The 18,283-nt window shown below is 68.5% G+C and carries 16 protein-coding genes; 8 read left to right on the forward strand and 8 right to left on the reverse strand.

Annotated features, from left to right (window positions below; all coding sequences use genetic code 11):
* Positions 1–66 precede the first annotated feature (66 nt).
* Positions 67–582 carry an RNA polymerase sigma factor gene (locus OHA70_RS28680; RefSeq protein WP_328322785.1) on the forward strand — a complete coding sequence of 172 codons (516 nt, stop codon included), beginning with the start codon at positions 67–69 and terminating at the stop codon, positions 580–582.
* Positions 575–1,180, forward strand: coding sequence for a hypothetical protein (locus tag OHA70_RS28685; RefSeq protein WP_328322787.1), 606 nt, complete (start codon positions 575–577; stop codon positions 1,178–1,180). Before OHA70_RS28680 ends, OHA70_RS28685 begins: the two co-directional genes overlap by 8 nt.
* Here OHA70_RS28685 and OHA70_RS28690 read toward each other — a convergent pair.
* The 5 genes from OHA70_RS28690 to OHA70_RS28710 form a co-directional block, all read right to left on the reverse strand.
* Positions 1,177–2,127, reverse strand: a complete 951-nt coding sequence (locus tag OHA70_RS28690) for a GNAT family N-acetyltransferase (RefSeq protein ID WP_328322788.1) — start codon at positions 2,125–2,127, stop codon at positions 1,177–1,179. The genes OHA70_RS28685 and OHA70_RS28690 overlap by 4 nt on opposite strands.
* Entirely contained in the window at positions 2,127–3,080 is a 954-nt protein-coding gene (locus OHA70_RS28695; protein ID WP_328322789.1) for a GNAT family N-acetyltransferase, read from the reverse strand. Before OHA70_RS28695 ends, OHA70_RS28690 begins: the two co-directional genes overlap by 1 nt.
* Positions 3,081–3,120: 40 nt before the next feature.
* Positions 3,121–4,704: a D-alanyl-D-alanine carboxypeptidase/D-alanyl-D-alanine endopeptidase gene (gene dacB, locus OHA70_RS28700; RefSeq protein ID WP_328322790.1), complete on the reverse strand. Its 1,584-nt coding sequence runs from the start codon at positions 4,702–4,704 to the stop codon at positions 3,121–3,123.
* Between the two features lie 112 nt (positions 4,705–4,816).
* Positions 4,817–6,016: a hypothetical protein gene (locus OHA70_RS28705; RefSeq protein WP_328322791.1), complete on the reverse strand. Its 1,200-nt coding sequence runs from the start codon at positions 6,014–6,016 to the stop codon at positions 4,817–4,819.
* A 9-nt stretch (positions 6,017–6,025) separates the two neighbouring features.
* Positions 6,026–6,913 (reverse strand): MurR/RpiR family transcriptional regulator, encoded by an 888-nt coding sequence (locus OHA70_RS28710; RefSeq protein ID WP_328322792.1) that lies wholly within the window; start codon positions 6,911–6,913, stop codon positions 6,026–6,028.
* 125 nt (positions 6,914–7,038) lie between these two features.
* Here OHA70_RS28710 and OHA70_RS28715 point away from each other — a divergent pair, with 125 nt between their 5' ends.
* The 4 genes from OHA70_RS28715 (at position 7,039) to OHA70_RS28730 (ending at position 12,088) form a co-directional block, all read left to right on the forward strand.
* The gene (locus OHA70_RS28715) at positions 7,039–8,352 is read left to right on the forward strand and encodes a family 43 glycosylhydrolase (RefSeq protein WP_328322793.1); all 1,314 of its coding nucleotides are present in this window, start codon (positions 7,039–7,041) and stop codon (positions 8,350–8,352) included.
* Between the two features lie 214 nt (positions 8,353–8,566).
* On the forward strand, positions 8,567–10,729 hold the full coding sequence (locus OHA70_RS28720; RefSeq protein WP_328322794.1) for an alkaline phosphatase family protein: 2,163 nt from the start codon (positions 8,567–8,569) through the stop codon (positions 10,727–10,729).
* Positions 10,729–11,490, forward strand: a complete 762-nt coding sequence (locus OHA70_RS28725) for an MBL fold metallo-hydrolase (protein WP_328322795.1) — start codon at positions 10,729–10,731, stop codon at positions 11,488–11,490. Before OHA70_RS28720 ends, OHA70_RS28725 begins: the two co-directional genes overlap by 1 nt.
* Positions 11,480–12,088, forward strand: a complete 609-nt coding sequence (locus tag OHA70_RS28730; RefSeq protein ID WP_328322796.1) for a DedA family protein — start codon at positions 11,480–11,482, stop codon at positions 12,086–12,088. The genes OHA70_RS28725 and OHA70_RS28730 overlap by 11 nt, the downstream gene beginning before the upstream one ends.
* Positions 12,089–12,111: 23 nt before the next feature.
* On the opposite strand, the gene OHA70_RS28735 is transcribed toward OHA70_RS28730, so the two are convergent.
* Positions 12,112–12,753: a TIGR03085 family metal-binding protein gene (locus OHA70_RS28735; RefSeq protein WP_328322797.1), complete on the reverse strand. Its 642-nt coding sequence runs from the start codon at positions 12,751–12,753 to the stop codon at positions 12,112–12,114.
* A 99-nt stretch (positions 12,754–12,852) separates the two neighbouring features.
* Here OHA70_RS28735 and OHA70_RS28740 point away from each other — a divergent pair, with 99 nt between their 5' ends.
* Positions 12,853–14,706: an ABC transporter ATP-binding protein gene (locus OHA70_RS28740; RefSeq protein ID WP_328322798.1), complete on the forward strand. Its 1,854-nt coding sequence runs from the start codon at positions 12,853–12,855 to the stop codon at positions 14,704–14,706.
* Positions 14,703–16,499: an ABC transporter ATP-binding protein gene (locus tag OHA70_RS28745; RefSeq protein ID WP_328322799.1), complete on the forward strand. Its 1,797-nt coding sequence runs from the start codon at positions 14,703–14,705 to the stop codon at positions 16,497–16,499. Before OHA70_RS28740 ends, OHA70_RS28745 begins: the two co-directional genes overlap by 4 nt.
* A gap of 150 nt (positions 16,500–16,649) precedes the next feature.
* Here the strand turns inward: OHA70_RS28745 and OHA70_RS28750 are convergent, their stop codons facing one another.
* Entirely contained in the window at positions 16,650–16,970 is a 321-nt protein-coding gene (locus OHA70_RS28750) for a Fe-S cluster assembly protein HesB (protein ID WP_328322800.1), read from the reverse strand.
* Between the two features lie 137 nt (positions 16,971–17,107).
* Positions 17,108–18,157: a hypothetical protein gene (locus OHA70_RS28755; RefSeq protein WP_328322801.1), complete on the reverse strand. Its 1,050-nt coding sequence runs from the start codon at positions 18,155–18,157 to the stop codon at positions 17,108–17,110.
* Positions 18,158–18,283: the final 126 nt, after the last annotated feature.

An 18,283-nucleotide genomic window follows, 5' to 3' on the forward strand; every position in this document is an offset into this window, starting at 1 on the left:
AGTAATCTCTCACATCTCGATCCGGCAAGAGTGGAACCGAACAGGGGAGCAGCGCGTGTTAGGGGTGTGAGGGAGTTCGACGGCGATCCGGCAACCGAGGTGGCGGCGCTCTACCGCCGTACCTGGCCACGCCTGATCGGCCTGCTCGTCTCGATCGGCGCCACGCGTGCCGACGCCGAGGAGATCGCCCAGGACGCGTACGTGAAGCTGCTCGACCGCTGGGACAAGATCAGCCGGTACGACGACCCCGACGCTTGGGTGCGAACAGTCGCGGTACGCGCGCTCGTGAGCCGCCTCAGGCGCCAGCGGGTCGCCACGCGCGCACTGGCCAAGCTCACCGGCCGCACTTCCGAGGTACAGGGTCCTGATAGCGATGCGGTGGACGTAGCCGCGGCGCTCGCGCGGATCACTCCGTCGCAGCGGGCTGTCGCTGTCCTGTACTACGTGACGGACCTGTCGATCGAGCAGATCGCCGACGAACTGCAACTGCCGCGCGGCACCGTCAAGTCGCGGTTGGCGCGTGCCCGCCAAGCCCTTGCGCCATTGCTCGAGGTCGAAGAGGAGGTGCCTGGCCATGCCTGATCCGGAGACCGACCTGCTGACCGAGTACGTCGATGCGCACACCCCCGAGGAAGCGCGCCCCTTCGAGTACGTCGAGCGCGCCCTCCACCGGCGCCGCCGCACCCGCAAGGTCGCAGCCGTCGCCGCGGTGATCGGCCTGGTCGGCGGAGCGGCGACAGTCACCGCGCTCGACCGCCAGGGCGCCGACCAGAGCCCAGCCGTTCCGCCAACCGTCACAACCTCAACACCGAGCGACCTGGATGTCGGCCCTCCGCCGCAACAGTTCAAGCAGGGCACGACGCTGCTGACTCTCGACCACGAGATCGACGTGACCAGGGCCTATCCCGACCCGGCCACCACCGATCGCCTGATCGTCGAAGCCTCCCGCGGCGACTCAGAAGCCTGCGTCCCGCACGTGGTCGTCCGAGTCCTCGCACAGGACGCGAAGACCGTCCGCATCGCCGCCTACCAGTACTCCGTGCTGCCTCAGTCGGACGAAGGCATGCAGTGCTACAGACCAGAAGGCAAACCCTTCAAGGGCATCCTGGACCTCCACTGGGAATTGGCCACCCGCCAGGTGATCGCCGGCACCACCGGCAACCGCATCGTCCTCAACTAGAAACCAGAGACCTGCAGCGTCTTCCGCCACCGGTCGTTGACGATGTCCGGCCGCATCCCCACGCCCAGATACAGCCCGACGGCCGGCGTCGGATTCGAGCTGTCCACGTGCAACAAGGTGCCGCTGAGCCCCGCCGCGGCATCGATCGCGAACTGATCCCGGAGCAGCCACTTCGCCAGCCCACGACCACGGGCCTGAGCCAGTACGCCGATCCGCCCGATGTACCCGCAGTTGTCCGAACTCACGAAGTTGCGATCGAACTCGCGGACCGCAACCGGCTCGCCATCCAGCTTGAGCACAGTCAGCTGATCCCACGAGAAGGTCGACCGCGCCTCCCGGGACGCCACCCATTTCCCGTACTCCGGCGGGCTCGACGACGGCTGCCCATCGAACGACTCCACGATCAGCCGGTACGCCGTCCGCCGGGTCCCCTCATCGACCGCACCGCTCCGAACCACGACCCCCGCCGGCACAACTGGCCGGTCGACCGGCCCGGTGTGCTCGATCTTCATCCGCTGGATCGAGGTCTCATGACTGAAGCCACGAGCGGCGGCGAGCTCAGCCACCAACTCGTCAGCGCCCAGCACCGAGATCCGCACCAGCTGCTCACTCAGGCCGGCATCGCGAGTCGCCTCAGCGGCGCGGGCGATCGTGCGGTCCATCAGCCAGTCGGCGACGGCCCGGTCGGCCGAGGTGAGCTCGATGCCGACGCAATCCGGTCGTTGCACGACTGCCGCAGTACCGGCGATCGCGCCGTCGATGGAGACCAGCCAGCTGTCCGTGGTGAGGTCGACCTGCGGATTGCGCAGGAAGTCCTCGACACCTTCCAGGCTGTACTGATGAATGCCGATCAGCGCCACGCTGCGAGCAGCCAGATGCTGCTGGACTGCCCCGATGTCATCGAGCTGCATCGGGCGATAGGTCGCGCCGGCCGGCAGGTCGGCCATCAGTCGACCGCCAACGCGCGCCGCCAGACGTCGATGACCAGGACCGGCTCCATGCCGACGGAGAGGTAGAGGCCGAGGGCAGGCGTCGGGTTGTTGGTGTCGACGTGCAGGATCGTGCCGGTCCGTCCGGCCGCGGCATCGACGGCGAACGCGTCGCGCAACAGGAACTTGGCCAGCCCACGACCCCGAGCATCCTTGAGCACCCCGAGCCGGCCGACGTAGTTGCAGTTCTCGTCCTCGATGAACTGGTCGTTGCTCTCGATGAACCCGACCACCCGTCCGTCCAGCTCCAGCAGACTCAGCTGCGACCAGTCGAAGGTCGACTGGGCATCCCGCGCCGCGAACCACTCCTCGTACGACCGCGGCGTGAATCCGAACTGCCCGGTGAAGGTCTCGGTGAACACCGCATGCGCCTCGCGCCGGGTCGCCTCGTCGGGCGCGCCGCGACGGAGCAGCAAGCCTTCCGGTACCTCCGGCGCGGCCACCGGCCCGGAGTGGTCGATGCGCATCCGGTGGTACGTCGTACCGGGAGCGAAGTCGTTGCCGGCGAGAAGGTCACGCTTCGCCGTATCGGTGCGGTAGACGCCGATGTCGAGTGACACCTCTGCGTGCCCATGCTCGCGGGCCAACTCCTTGGCGCGCCCGAGGATCTCGCCCAGCAGCCAGTAGGTGATGGCGGGATCGGCGCTGTAGAGGTCGATGTCGAGCAGGTGATGATCGCCCTGGCCGGAGACCGTGCCGTAGCCGGTCAGCGTCTCGCCGGTGAAGACCAGCCAGGCATCCTGGTCGAGGTCGAAGCCGGGCTCGCCGAGCTCGTCGGCCATGTCGTCGAGGGTGAAGTCGGCGGACCCGATGGCCGCGAGGTTGCGCGCCGCGACGAGCCCGAAGATCGCCTCCGCGTCGTCCTTGGTGGGCCGGCGGAAGGTGTGCCCCGTGGGCAGTGCGGCAGTCATTCCCACATCGTGCTGAACGACTGCCGCACTGTCTAATCGATTAGCGGCCCTTGATCCAGTCGTTTCCGGGGTCACCGGGGCCGGTGCCGTCATCGGAGGACAGCGCCTTGCCGGCAGCGGGCTTGATCGGGGTGACGGGTGCCTGGTCGGTCCAGGAGGCGAGCGTGACGCCGACCGCGTCCTCGACCGAGCGCGGGCTGGTCAGGTAGTTGTCGGTGATCATCGAGAAGACCAGCTTGCGGCCGTCCTTGTTCGTCACGTAGCCCGACAGCGCCGTGACACCGGTCAGCGAGCCGGTCTTGCCGTGCAGGTTGTTCGCGGCCGGAGTGCCGGCCATCCGGGTCCGCAGGGTGCCGCCGGTGAAGCGATCCGGGTTGCCCGCGATCGGCAGCGCGTCGTACCACTGCTGGAACCACGGCTCCTTCTCGGCGGCCAGCAGGATGTCGGTGACGCTCTTCGGCGTCACGTTCACCTTGCGGGACAGGCCGGAGCCGTCGGACAGCCGGATCGTCGAGGTGTCCACGCCGACGCTCTTCGCGTACGCCGTGACGATGCCCAGGCCGGTCGGCCAGCTGCCGTTCGCCTTCGTGACCGCGCCCATCGCCTTGACCAGCGTCTCGGCGTGCATGTTGTTGGAGAGCTTGAGGAACGGGTTCATCAGCTCGCCGAGCGTCATCGACTCGTCCCGGGCGAGCTGCCTGGCCGCGGCGGGGGTTGCCGCCTCGCGGATCTTGCCGTCGACCTTGACTCCCTCGGCGGTGAGGGCGCGCCGGAAGACGTCAGCGGCGTACAGCGGCGGCTCCCAGACGGTGACCCAGGTCGAGCCGAGGCCGGCGCCGAGTGGCAGCGAGCCGGTGATCCGGACGATGTTCGTGCCGTGATCGCGCTCGATGTTCAGCGTGTCGGCGGACCCAGCCGCGCCCGTGGTCGCGGTGTTGATCAGCTTGAGTACGCCGTTCGCCGGGCGGAGGTTGAGCTGGACCGGTGCTCCGGCCGTCGCGCCGGGCCGGCTCTCGACGATCGCCGTACCGGAGTCGAGGTCGCCGTTCGGGGCGAGCGTCAGGGCGGAGATCTCGGCGCTGTAGTAGAACGGCTCGTCGTCCCAGGCCCAACTGTCGCCCAGCCGCACGTGGTCGAAGTACGTGTCGTCGGCGATCAGGTCGCCGTCGACCCTCTTGATCCCGGCCGCGGCGATCTGCTTGGCCAGCCCGACGTAGTCGCTCTCGAGGGCGCTCGGGTCACCGAAACCCTTCAGATAAAGGTCTCCCTGGAGCTTCCCGTTCTTCTTGACCGGCGCGGTCGCCAGTACGTCGGTGTGGAACCGGAACCCGGCCCCCAGCGTGTGCATCGCGGCCGTCGAGGTGAAGAGCTTCGTGTTGGAAGCGGGCACCAACCGGGTCGAGCCGTTCCGGTCGTACAAAGTCTCGCCAGTCGTCGCATCCCGCACGAGCAGCCCGACCTGCGAACCCTGGAACCGCGAATCGGCCAGCAATGTGTCCAACTGCTGCTGTAACCCGGTCGCCTGAACCTGCTGTACTGCGGCCGGCGCGCCGGCCGACTGCCCCACCAGCCCGGCCGTCGCAGCCACTGCCGCGGCGACGGCCACCAAGCCGCGACCGGACACTCTAGGTAATTTCCTCACAAGAACCCCTCAAGCTTTGGCGGAATCCAACTACCCCGGAGTCTCCATCGCGCTGCCCGTCCGGTCCAGCGATCATGCCCGATCGGTTGGGTCGTCAGAGCACGAACGGATTGGTCCCGGTGGTTGCGAGCAGGTACCAGGCCGTTGCGCCGGTGTGGAGCGACGCGTAGTAGAGGTCGCCGAAACCGGTGTCCAGGCCGTCGGAGGAGGCGGAGACGATGCCTTTGCCATCGGCGTTGGGGGCATGGAGCTGGGCGTCGCGCAGGCTGGCCAGGTAGGTGTTGATCCGGGCCTGGTCACCGGGAGCGCGACGGACCTTCAGGGCGGTGACGAGGTGGGCGGTGCCTTCGAACCAGACCTTGCTCGTGTCGGTGTTGCTGAAGCTGATGCCGGTGAAGCCGCCGTCGGACGCTGCCAGGTTGGTGATCACCCAGTCGACCGCCTGGCTGTAGCGGGGGTCCCGGGTGGCGAGATACGCCCAGGCCTGGACGTCGGCGGGGATCGGGTAGTGGTTGATCGTCACGCCGTCGGGGTTGGTGCCGGTCCAGAGCATCCGGCCGGGGTTGTCCCACATCGCCCGGACGAAGGCGAACGCCTGCTGGGAGCGAGTCGACCAGACCCGGTCGCCGGTCTGCCGGTTGAGCATCGCGAAGAAGGCGCCGATGTCGATGTTGTGCTCGGTCGCCTTGAAGGTGAGCGGCTGGTCGTCCGCGCCGCGGCCGCCGGTGTAGCCGGGGATGCCGGCCGCCGACCAGGTCTTCGACTGGATCCAGTTCGCGGCGGTGAGAGCGCCGTTCAGGTACTTCCGTTGGCCGGTGCGTTGGTAGAGATGGCACAGCGCCATGCCGACCCAGGCCTGGTTGCCGGAGTAGGCGGCGGGGGAGCCGATGTACGGGGTGCCGTCGGCCGTGATCAGCGGATTGGGCTGGTATGACGCTCGGGTGCGTCCGTCGGCGATCGGGTCGTGCTGCTGGACGTAGAGGAGGACGTCGCCGAGGACTTTCGCGCGAGTGAGTTGGGCGGCGGAACCCTCGTGGATCAACGCGATGATGGCGAGGGCGTCGTCGTACAGGAAGGACGAGACGAAGTTGATGCCGGCGAAGAAGCCGCCGGTGTAGCTCTGCGGGACGCGCAGGGTGGTGCCGGTGCCGTACTGGTCGATCTTCTCGGCCAGAAAGGCGAAAGCTGCCGCCTCGGACGAATTGACGCGGTGGGCGGCGAAGGCTGACGGAGCTGCAAGACCGGTGCCTACGGCAACGAGTCCGGTGAGGACGGTACGGCGGGAAGTGATCACGGGGTTCCTTCAGCTGGGTGTAGTGCGGCGGCGCTTCGGCTTCGGGGTCCGGTGGGGATCGATGGCCGCGGCGGTGGTCTCGAGGGCTTCCAGCGTGCGGGTGTGGTTGAGCTGGGCGACTCGGGTATAGAGGACGTCGAGGACGAGTAGCTGGGCGTGGCGGTCGGCCAGGGCGTCGGCGGGGGCGGCGCCGGATTGGGCCGTGGTGACGATCAAGTCGGCCTCGGCGGCGAGGGTCGAGGTCCGGTCGTTGGTGATGGCGACTGTTCGGGCGCGGTGGGCGGTTCGGAGTACGTCGATGGTCTCGGTGATCTGGCCCGAGTGGGAGATGCCGATCACCAGGTCGCGCTCGTCGGCGAGGGCGACCGCGGTGAGGGCGCCGTGGACCTCGGGCCAGCTCCAGCAGGCGAAACCGATGCGCTGGAGCCGGATCCGCAGTTCGTCGGCGGTGATCGCGCTGGTGCCGACGCCGAAGAGGTGGATGGCGCGGGCCTTGGTGACTGCCTCGGCGACCTGGTCGATGGCTGCCAGGTCGAGCTGATCCGCCGTACTGAGCAGCGCCTGGGTGTTGGCGGCGACGATCACCTTGAGGACCTGGTCGAGGTCATCGGCCGGGTCGATCTGCCGGCCGATGTCGGTGCGCCAGCGACTCGCGCCGGACCGGCCGACCTGTTCGGCGAGCGCGACCTTGAGCGCGGCGAACCCGGACAGCCCGGCGGTATGGCAGAAGCGCGTCACGGTGCCGGGGGAGGTGCCGGTCCGGTCGGCCAGGTCGGTGATGGTGAGCCGTGCGGCCTCGGCCGGCTCGGCCAGCAGGAAGTCGGCGATCCGGACCAGCGCGCCGCCCATCGCAGGCCTGAGCTCGCGCAACCGGTGCAGGATGTCGAGGTCGTCCATGTCGAAGCAATTTCCATGACGGGCGGTCAGATGTCAATGGATCGAAATAATTTCCAGCTCTCGATTCTCAGGTGAATCGATGTAAAAGTGGGTCGCACAGGTACCGCCCCACCTGAGGAGCTCCCATGCGCAGCAGCAAGATCCTCGCGGCCATCGCCGCCTTGGCCTTACCCCTGGTCCTGCTCAATCCACCCGCCCAAGCCGCGGTCCAACGCACCACGGCCGCCGCCTTTCCGGCCGACATCATCGGCGAGGACTTCCCCGATCCGGACATCTTCGAGAAGAACGGCACCTGGTACGCCTACTCGACCAACAACGGCCGCGGTCACGTACCGGTCGCCTCCGCCCCGAGCGCCAACGGCCCCTGGACGATCCGCGGCGACGCGATGCCCGGCGGCCCGTCGGCCGGTTGGGCGCAGGCCGGACGCACCTGGGCGCCGGACGTCTACCCGAACCCCGACGGCAGCTTCACCCTCACCTACACCGCCTGGCACAAGGCGTCCGGTCGTCAGTGCATCGGCGTCGCCACCGCGAACTCGGCGCTCGGCCCGTTCACCCCGGTCGGCAGTCAGCCGCTGATCTGCCCGCTCGACAAGGGCGGCGCCATCGACGCGAACACCTTCGTCGCGAACGACGGCACCCGGTACCTGACCTGGAAGAACGACGGCAACGCGCTCGGCCAGCCGTCCACCCTCTGGCTCACCCGTACGACGAACAACGGCACGGCCCTCACCGGCGGCAACACCGCGATGCTCACCTCGAGCGGCGTGATCGAGGCGCCCGACCTGGTCCAGCGGGGGAGCCAGTTCGTCCTCTTCTACTCCGGCGGCGGCTACAACGACTGCAACTACCTGACCTCGTACGCGACCTCGCCCAGCCTCAACGGCCCCTGGACGACGGCCTTCCGCCCCCTGATGACCACCGCCAGCTTCGACAACCACGTCTGCGGTCCCGGTGGCGCTGACTTCGTGGGTGACAAGGTCTTCCTGCATGGCTGGGTCAATGGCTCGAGACACCTGTACGTCGCTGACCTCGGCTGGGCGAATGACTTCCCGGTGGTCCGTGGCAGCCGGGTCCGCACCGAGGCCGAGCGCGGCACCCTCAACCACTGCTCCGTACGGACGGGCGCGGCCGGTGCATCGCAGGGCGCGGTCGCGGCGTACATCGACTATGCGGACTCGTGGGTCCAGGTCTCCGTATTCGCTCCGTCGGCCGGCGGCTACACGCTCTCGGTCGGCTACGCGAACGGCATGGGCGCGACGGCCAGCCACGGTGTGGTTGTCAACGGCAACAGCCAGGGCACGATCAGCTACCCGGCCACTGGCTGGGACAACTGGCACCTGGCGGCAGTACCGATCACCCTGAACGCAGGCTGGAACACCGTCCGCCTCACCAAAGGCACCCTCTACACCGAAGTCGACTACCTCGAACTCCAATAGCCCCGCCCCGCCCCGCCCCGCCCCGCCCACCCCGCCCCGCCACGCCCCGACCCGCCCCCGACACATCTCAGGGGTTAACCCCCGAGTTTGTGGGTTGCCCCCTGAGTATCTGGCTGGGCAACCCACCGTTTGCGGGGTTAACCCCTGAAATGGGGGGCGGGGATCGTAGGCTCAGAGTGGCAGAGATGGGCGAACGGGGAGTTCGAAGTACCTGATGGCAAAACCACCCGAGCAGGTTTCCAGCGATCGGCGGCAGCGGCGGCCGGTGTGGCTGGACCTGCGCCGTACCACTCGCGGCCTGCAGGCGATGATCCTCGGCGGGCTCGCCTCGCTGGTCTCCCTGCTGATCACGTTCTGGACGCTGCCGCAGATCAGCAGCAGCGACGGTGCCTGGCCGATCCTGCGGCTGGTCGTGATCCTCGCGGTGGTCGGGCTGATCGTGCGCTGGATCCTGGCCGGGATCGCGGTCCTGATCGGCTCGGTCGGGGTGCTGGTCGGTGGGCTGCTGAGCCAGTTTGCCGTCGTCTACCTCGGCGTCACGATCGATCCGGGTGTACACCTGCACGGCGGTCCCGAGGCCGCGCTGGTGGTCTCGATCGTGATGTCGTCGGTCAGCGCCTTCGTCGGCTGGATCGCGTACGCGGGCAGTGACGACGCCTACGTGTCCGAGGTGATGCGGGTCGTCCGTCGCCGGGCCCGCCGGATCGAGGCCGCGCCGAGGACCGGGATGCTGATCATCCAGATCGACGGGCTGTCGGCGCCGCTGCTCAACTGGATGGTGATGTCGGGCAACCTGCCGCATCTGGGTGGCTGGATCCGGGAGGGCAGCCACTCGATGGTCGAGTGGCACACCGGCGTACCGGCGACCACGCCGGCCAGCCAGGCGGGCATCCTGCACGGCGGATCCGGCCAGATCCCGGCCTTCCGGTGGTACGAGAAAGAGACCGGCCGGGTGATGGTGACGAACCGCGCCCGGGACGCCGCCGAGCTCGAGGCGCGGATGTCGACCGGCCGCGGCCTGCTCGCCGACGGCGGCGCGAGCATCAGCAACAACTGGTCCGGCGACGCGCCCAAGTCGGAGCTGGTGTTCAGCCGGGCGGCGTTGCCGACCGGTCGCAGCCGCGGGTACGTCCGGTTCTTCTCCAGCCCGCAGGGTGCCGCCCGCGGGCTCGTGCTCTGCGTCGCCGAGATGATCAAGGAGCTCCATCAGGCTCGCCGGCAGCGAGTCCGCAACCTGGTCCCGCGGGTCAACCGCGGCGGGTCGTACATCTTCCTCCGGGCCATCTCGAACGTCCTGCTGCGCGATCTGAACGTCTCGCTGATCACCGACGAGCTGGTCAAGGGCACCCCGGCGATCTACTGCGACTTCGTCGACTACGACGAGGTCGCGCACCACGCCGGCCCGACCCGGCCCGAGTCGCTGCAGACCCTCGAAGGGCTCGACCGGGTGCTCGGCGCGCTCCAGCGGATCATCGACCTGCTGCCGCACTCGTACGAGATCGTGGTGCTGTCCGACCATGGGCAGAGCCAGGGCTCGACCTTCCTTCAGCGGTACGGCCGAACCCTCACGCAGGTCGTCGACGAGCTGGTCGACACCACAAAGGAACCAGTTGCGGCGACCGGCCGGTCCGAGGGCTGGGGACCGGTCAACGCGTTCCTGACCGAGCTGACCATGCGCACCAGCGTGGGCGGCAAGGTGACCCGCAAGGCGCTGCACGGCAAGGCCACTCGGGGTGAGGTCGAGTTCGGGCCGGCCGACTGCGAGCCGCCGATCGCGGCCGACGAACAGATGATCGTCACGGCGTCGGGCAACCTGGCCCTGATCTACCTGGCCAGGACTCCGGGACGGGTGCCGCTGGAGGAGATCGAGCTGCTCCATCCGCGGTTGATTCCGGGGCTGGCGACGCATCCAGGGATCGGATTCGTCGTGGTGGAGACGCTCGCTGAAGGGCCGGTCGCGATCGGCCGGGCGGGCGTGCACGTACTGCGCTCAGGCAGGATCGAGGGCATCGACCCGCTGGAGCCGTACGGCCCGATGGCGGCGGCGTCGATCCTCCGGCAGGCCGAGATGCCGCACAACGGGGACATCGTGGTGATCAGCCGGCTGGACGAGTACACGAGTGAGGTGGCCGCGTTCGAGGAGCTGGTCGGCTGCCACGGCGGGATCGGCGGCTGGCAGACCGAGGCCGTCCTGGTCCACCCGCGCCGCTGGGTCGTCGACGAGCCACCCGTAGGCTCCGACGCGGTCCACCACCTCCTGATCAGCTGGCTCGACCAGCTCGGCCAGCGCAAGTCCGCTGAAGCTGAGGCTGAGGTTGAAGCTGAGGTTGAGGCCCGGTTGGAGCGTTCGTCGGATGCAAGCGTGGAGGCCGGATAGTGCGGATCACCTGGTGGGGGCACAGCAGCACCACCATCGAGGAGAACGGCACCCGGCTTCTGACGGACCCGGTGCTGACCTCCCGGATCGCGCACGTCCGCCGCCGTCGCGGCCCAGCGCCGACGCCCGAGGCCGGCCGGTGTGACGCAGTACTGGTGTCGCACATGCATGCCGATCATCTGCATCTGACGTCGTTTCCGAAGGTGTCGCCGGATGCCGCGTTGGTCGTACCGCGGGGTGCGGCCAAGCTGATCGAGGCCCACAGCGGCTCGTTCTACTCGGACCGTTGCATCGAGGTTGCCCCCGGCAACCAGCTGCGGATCGGCAAGCTCGACATCACCGTCGTCACCGCCGACCATGACGGCCGGCGGCTGCCTTGGTCGGCGCATCGCGGACCGGCCCTCGGCTTCCGCGTCGAGGGTTCGCCGAGCGTCTGGTTCGCAGGAGACACCGACCTTTACGACGGCCTGGCGGCTGAGGTGTCCCCAGTGGATCTGGCGCTCGTGCCGGTCGGTGGCTGGGGACCGTCGCTCGGGCCGGGTCACCTCGACCCGGTACGGGCTGCCGAGGCGGTACGCCGGGTCGGTGCGCGGATCGCGATTCCGGTGCATTTCGGGACGTTCTGGCCGATCGGGTGCGACCGGTTGCGGCCGGATCTGTTCCTGCCGCCGGGGGAGGAGTTCAAGAAGGAGATGGCCTCGGTGGACTCCGCCGTCAACGTGGAGCTGCTCGTGCCAGGGGAGTCGACGAATGTTGAGTGATGACTTCGGTTGGGTGTACCTGGCTGCGCTGGCCGGTGCGGTGCTGATCGGTGCGGTACTGCCGATCCTGCCGACCGGTGCGGCGGTGTCGGCGGGCGCGGTGCTGGCGTCGCACAGCAATCCGATCGGGCTGGTGGGAGTACTGATCGCTGGTGCCGGTGGTGCGTACGTGGGCGATTTGATCGTGTACGCCGGTTGCCGGGCGGGCGGGGAGAAGCTCGCCAAGCGGATCGGGTGGCTGCGGAACAACGCGTCGCTCGATGCGCTGCGGGTGCGGCTGGCGGAGCATGAGATCACTGTGTTGCTGACGTCACGGCTGATACCCGGCGGGCGGGTGCCGGTGCTGCTGGCGGCCGGGCTGGCGGGGTATCGGTGGCACCGGTTCGCTGTGGTGGATCTGATCTCGTCGTCGTTGTGGGCCGTCGTCTACATGGCCATCGGGTTGCTTGGGTATGCGTTGTTCCCGAAGCCTTGGCAGGGCGTGGTCGCCGCGATCGCGCTGGTGCTGCTGACCACGGTGGTCAGCAGCCTGATCCAGCGCTGGCGGAAGAAGTCTGCCGCCGCGAAGCAGCCGACGGGCGAGCCGGTCACCGACTGAGTCGGCGACGGTCGCATCTGCGGTTACATTCCGAAGGACGCTGCCTGGAGCCGCTCGACTGCGCCCGGCTCGCCGTCCAGGCTGACCTGGGCGACCGGCTGGCGGCCGAAGCAGAACAGGACCAGTTCGACCGGCTCGCCGGTGATCGTGACCGAGCCGTCGGCGGTGGGCTTCTTGGCGACCGACTCACTGCCGTCCGGCAGGCGGAGTACGAGCCCGGTGGGTGCCTTGCGGGTCATCGACTTGGCAGCAAGCTTCACCAGCCGCCACAGCCCTTGCTGCTGCTCGGCGGGCAGCTCCCGGACGGTGAAGTCGGGGACCGCGCGGCGGACATCCTCGTGGTGCACCAGGTACTCGCTGGTGTTGAGGTTGTGCCCGAGGCGGGGGATGCCGTAGATCGAGAGCCGCGGCGGCCCGTTGCGGACCTTGTCGACGACGCCGGTGAAGCCGAACTTCGCCTTCGCCTGCTCCATCCGGCGAGCCGTCGTGTCGGCCAGCCCGGCGATCATGATGCCCGGCTGCGCGATCGGATCGTTCTCCCGGACGTACAGGTGGGCCGCGAGATCGGCCGTCGTCCACCCCTCGCACAGTGTCGGCTGGTCAGGCCCGACTTGGTCGAACAGGTCACACAGGGCGAGTCGTTCTACCTTGCTGTAGTCGGTCACAACTCGATCGTAACTGTCGGAAACCAGTGGCAGAATGTCAATCGTTGTCAGTCTCGTGGCTGGCTACGGTCCTGACAGTGTCGTCCTAAGGATGTTTGCGTGCCACAGCCGAAGGTTCCCAGCAAGGGGAGCGTGACCCGGCGAGGGTTCGCGGTCCTGCGAGTGGCGATCTGGGAAGAGCCGTGGGTCTTCACCTGGTCGGTGGCCGCGAGCGCGCTGTACGGCGCGATGACGGTCGCCGACGGCTGGGGGCTGGGCTGGGCGACCGACCACGTGATCCGGCCGGCGCTGGAGCGGGGCGACACCACCTTCGGCGCCGTCGCCTCGCTGATCGCGTTGTTCCTCGGGATCGCGATCCTGCGGGCCATCGGCGTGGTCGGCCGGCGGATCGGGGCCGGCGTGATGCAGTACCGGCTGCAGGCGACGTACCGGCGCCGGGTCACCCGGCAGTACCTGAAGCTGCCGCTGGAGTGGCACCACAAGCACCCGACCGGCCAGCTGCTGTCCAACGCGAACGCGGACGTCGAGTCGACCTGGTACCCGATCGCCCCGCTGCCGATGGCGGTCGGGGTGATCGCGATGCTCGGCTTCGCCATCGCCGCGATGTTCGCCGCGGACGTCTGGCTCGCGCTCGTCGGCTGCCTGGTCTTCCCGCTCGTCTTCGTCGCGAACGTGATCTTCCAGCGCACTCTGCAGCCGCTCGCCACCCGCGCCCAAGAGCTTCGCGCCGACGTTTCCGAGGTCGCGCACGAGTCCTTCGACGGTGCCCTGGTGGTCAAGACGCTGGGTCGCGAGGCGGCCGAGACCGAGCGCTTCCGCGGGCCGACCAACGCTTTGCGCGACGCGAACATCGCGGTCAACAGGGCACGCGGCGCGTTCGACCCGGTGATCGAAGGGTTGCCGCGGGTCGGCGTACTGGCGGTGCTGCTGGTCGGGGTCGGGCGGGTTCGCTCGGGCGCGGCCGATGCGGGTGATGTGGTGCAGGTGGCGTTCCTGTTCACGCTGATCGGCTTCCCGATCCGGGCGTTGGGTTGGGTGCTTGGTGAGCTGCCGCGGTCGGTCGTCGGGTGGGATCGAGTGCAGCGCGTGCTCACGGCTGAGGGCGGGATGGAGTACGGCTCGCTGAAGCTCACAGCGGCGTCGGCGGCCCGGCTCGAGGTGACCGACGTGCGCTTCGGGTATCTCCCCGATCGCGACGTGCTCGCCGGGGTCGACTTCGTGGTCGAGCCCGGGCGGACGGTGGCTGTCGTCGGGCCTACGGGGTCCGGGAAGTCGACGATGACGACGCTGCTCACTCGGCTGGTCGATCCCGAGGAGGGATCGGTCGTAGTCGACGGGCTGGACTTGCGGGAGCTGGCTCGCGACGAGCTGGCCGGGTCCGTGGCGCTGGTCGCGCAGACCGCTTGGCTGTTCGACGACACGATCCGAGGCAACATCACGCTCGGCGGGGAGTACTCCGACGAGGACGTCTGGGACGCGTTGCGGATCGCGCAGGGCGACGGCTTTGTGAAGTCCTTGCCGCACGGGCTCGACACGAAGGTGGGGGAGCGCGGGACGACATTGTCCGGTGGGCAGCGGCAGCGGATCGCGCTGGCCCGGGCTCTGGTCCGGCGGCCGCGCTTGCTGATCCTCGACGACGCGACCAGTGCGGTTGATCCGCAGGTCGAGGCACGGATTCTCGCGGGGTTGCGGACCGCAGTACAGGGTGCCGAAGCGGCGACGACGGTGTTGGTGATCGCCTATCGCAAGGCGACGATCTCGCTGGCCGACGAGGTGCTGTTCCTGGACGAAGGGCGGATCGTCGACCAGGGGACGCATGTCGAGCTGCAGGAGCGCTCGGCGGCGTACCGGGACCTGGTGGACGCGTACGAGAAGGATGCGGCGCGGCGTGAGGAAGAGGCCGCGCTCGAAGCAGAACTTGATGATCTCGACTCCGAAGGAGCGTCCGCGTGAGCGCCGTATCGTCCAGCCGACTCGATGCCGGCGACAACGCGGGCGGCCTGGAGACGCTTCGCCAGGGGCTGCGGGTGTCGCCGGAGCTGGCGCGTGGCTGGTGGATCACGGGGTTGCTCGCGCTGACGATGACCGGCGGGCGGATCGTCGTACCGATCGCTGTGCAGCAGACCATCGACAAGGGGTTGTCGGGTCCCGGTGGGCCGGACATGTCGTTCGTGGCGTGGATGTGCGTGGCGTGTTTCGGCGGCGTGCTGGTGACGGCGTTCGCGTCGTACCTGACGACGGTGCGGCTCGCGACGAACTCCGAGCGCGGGCTGGCGACGATGCGGATCAAGGCGTTCCGGCACGTGCACGACCTGCCGGTACTGACGCAGAGCACCGAGCGCCGGGGTGCGCTGGTCAGCCGGGTGACGTCCGATGTGGACACGGTGTCGCAGTTCCTGCAGTTCGGCGGGTTCATCTTCCTGGTCAGCATCGGGCAGATGCTGCTCGCGACCGTGGTGATGTTCGTGTACTCATGGCAGTTGGCGCTGGTCGTGCTGATCTGCTTCGTGCCGTTGTTCGCCAGCCTGAAGTTCCTGCAGCGGTTGATGTCCGCGGCGTACGGCGTGGTCCGGGCGAAGGTCGGCGAGATGCTGTCCGCGATCGCGGAGCCGGTGGTCGGGGCGCAGGTCGTCCGTGCGTATGCGATCGAGAAGCGCACGCAGGAGCGGATCGACGCGTCGATCGAGGACTACCGCAAGACGGCGACCAAGGCGCAGGCGATCACCGGGATCACGTTCTCGATCGGTGGCCTGGCGGCGGGGCTGGCGAATGCCGGCGTACTGACCGCAGGGGTGCTGCTCGGGGTGGACGGTCACGCGACGCTGGGCGAGATCCTGGCGTTCATGTTCCTGGTCGCGTTGTTCTCCGACCCGGTGCAGATCGCGACCCAGGTGCTGACCGACGCGCAGAGCGCCTTCGCCGGCTGGCGCCGGGTGCTCGGCGTGATCGCGACGCCAGCTGATGTGGTCGATCCGGGTGAGGACGGTGTGCATCAGGAGCGTGGTCCGGTGACGGTTGAGTTCCGCGATGTGAACTTCGCCTATCCCGACGGGGAGCTGGTACTTCGTGATGTCGACGTCCGGATCGAGCCGCATCGCCGGGTGGCGGTGGTCGGCGAGACCGGGTCGGGCAAGACGACGTTCGCCAAGCTGCTCACGCGGTTGATGGATCCGACGTCGGGCGCGGTACTGCTCGACGGGGTGAACGCGCGTGAGATCGCGTTCGCGTCTTTGCGTGAGCGGGTGGTGATGGTGCCGCAGGACGGTTATCTGTTCGACTCGTCCCTGGCCGAGAACGTCCGCTTCGGCCGCCCCGAGGTCACCGACGCCCAACTGCTGGACGCCTTCGAGTCGCTAGGCCTCACCGACTGGCTGGAATCCCTGCCCGACGGCCTCGACTCCCCAGTCGGCCAACGCGGCGAATCCCTCTCAGCCGGCGAACGCCAGCTGGTAGCCCTCGTCCGAGCCAACATCGCCGACCCGGACCTCCTGGTCCTGGACGAAGCAACCTCAGCCGTAGACCCCGGCACCGAAGTCCGAGTCAACGCCGCCCTGGAACGCCTGATGACCGGCCGAACCTCAGTCACCATCGCCCACCGCCTCTCCACCGCCGAAGCCGCCGACGAAATCCTCGTCTTCGACGACGGCCGAGTAGTAGAACGAGGCCCCCACGCCGAGTTGGTGGTTGCCGGCGGCGTCTACACCAACCTCCACGACAGCTGGATAGCCCAACGCTCAGCCCTCTAGCCCCGCCACCCAGGTCGGCCCCGCCATCCACGCCAGCTCGGCCTCACGACCCACCACCGGCGGCTCCTGCGTCCACCTCCAACAACAGCATCGCGAGCAGTCGGCGCAGCCGACTGCTCGCGATGCTGTTTCAAGCGAAGAACGAGGTAGTTAGTGCGCAGGCGCACTGCCGTTTTCGCGGCCGGCGCCCGGCTGGGGGACGAGGAGGAACTCGACGCCGCCCTTGTCGTCTACCGCCGCGTCGAGGATCTTGTCGTCTAGTGCGGCCGCCGCGTTGGGCTCCAGGAAGACTCGGGCCCCGCTCTCCTCGACTACCTGGTCGCCCTGGGCCGGCGACTCGGTCGTGGTCACGGCCAGCGCGGGGTCGGCCGGGTTCTCCTGCGAGATCCGGACCCCGGCACCCTCAGGAGCGCCCTCGACGCCCGTGATGCTCTTGATCACCAGAGTGGCGTTCTCAGTCAGGGTAAGCACTTGCTCTCCTAGCATCGATTGCGGTGAACCCGCCCCGTGCCCCTTCGATCGATCCCCAAACAGCCGTCAACAGACGACCTTGTGCTTGACCTGAGCATCTGGCGCCGGCTGATTCGCTCAGGTGGAGCACAAAGTGGTCATCCCGTGGCGTCGAGGTCGGGGATGGCCTGGGGGCGCGGCCAGTGGTGGGGGTCGTGGGGGTCGGTGGTCCGCCAGGTGGGCGTGGGGCCGGTACGCCGGGTGCCGCGGGCGAAAGCGGCTTTCAGGCGCTCGGCGAGTTCGTCTGGACGCAGTACCGCGTCCTCCCAGCCGAAATGGACCAGCTCCAGATCGCGATCGGCGAGCCGCTGGTCGCGCTCGAAGGCACGCCGGAGGACCCGCCGGCGCTGCTTGACCGTCGGTGCCTCGAACTTCGCCAGGCCATCCGCCTCGGCGATCGTCCGGAACTGCGGCCACCAGAAGTCCACCCGCTCCTCGCCCCACCACTGACCGTCCCAGAACTGCGCCTGCAGGACCGGCGCCGGAAGCCCGGCTTCCTCGAAGACAGCTCGCGCGATCGACTCCAGGGCCGACTCCGATCGGGGGTCGCCGAACGCGATGGCGCGCTGCGCTCTCCGGATACCGGGCCAGCGCCGTTGGCGCCGTAGTACCAGCTCGAGTTCTTCGCGACGGACCGCGACGGCGAGTGCGTGGTCGACTGTGACGATTGCTTCGGGCAGGGGTAGCTCGCGGGCGAGGTCGACGGTGGTTCGTGCGATGGAGGTGACCGGCAGGCCGCTGAGGGTTCGCCGGTCGGCGGGTGGCAAGCCGGCGCGGCGTAGTACGAGGTTGTCGCGTTTCTGGTTGCGCCGGTTCGGGCCTGGTTCGCAGGTGAGCCAGACAGCGGCGGTGGATACCGGTATGTCGGCGGCGCTGCTGCTCCACACGCGCAGGTTGTTCAGCTCGGCTGCCGTGTGGTGGCTGACGACCGACCGCGGATGCGCGGCCAACGCACAACGGATCTCAGCCAGTCGCCCATCGAGTCCCCCGGCGAGATACCTCCCGTGGACTCGCTGCAGGCTGCCATTGCGGATCAGGCGTTGTATGTCGTGATCGCGCAGGCCGAGCTCCCGGAGTTGCCCATGGCGCAACGGCTCGTCGAACGCCGCCCGCAGGCCATCCCGCACCTCCTCCAGAAGCCTCTCCACCCCAAGATCCTCCCCGCCACCGCCCACCCGCCGCACCCTCGCCTTCCGCAGCCTGTGGAAAAGCCGACTTTGTGCTCCAGCTGAGCAAAACAACCGGTCCGATTTGCTCAGCTGGAGCACAAAGTC

Source organism: Kribbella sp. NBC_00382 (assembly GCF_036067295.1).
Taxonomy (GTDB): Bacteria; Actinomycetota; Actinomycetes; order Propionibacteriales; family Kribbellaceae; genus Kribbella.

Coding starts and splice junctions, on each gene's coding strand:
- OHA70_RS28715 (WP_328322793.1), top strand. CDS start 7,039: ATGCGCAGCAGCAAGATCCTCGCGGCCATCGCCGCCTTGGCCTTACCC.
- OHA70_RS28720 (WP_328322794.1), top strand. CDS start 8,567: ATGGCAAAACCACCCGAGCAGGTTTCCAGCGATCGGCGGCAGCGGCGG.
- OHA70_RS28710 (WP_328322792.1), bottom strand. CDS start 6,913: ATGGACGACCTCGACATCCTGCACCGGTTGCGCGAGCTCAGGCCTGCG.
- OHA70_RS28685 (WP_328322787.1), top strand. CDS start 575: ATGCCTGATCCGGAGACCGACCTGCTGACCGAGTACGTCGATGCGCAC.
- OHA70_RS28695 (WP_328322789.1), bottom strand. CDS start 3,080: ATGACTGCCGCACTGCCCACGGGGCACACCTTCCGCCGGCCCACCAAG.
- OHA70_RS28730 (WP_328322796.1), top strand. CDS start 11,480: ATGTTGAGTGATGACTTCGGTTGGGTGTACCTGGCTGCGCTGGCCGGT.
- OHA70_RS28690 (WP_328322788.1), bottom strand. CDS start 2,127: ATGGCCGACCTGCCGGCCGGCGCGACCTATCGCCCGATGCAGCTCGAT.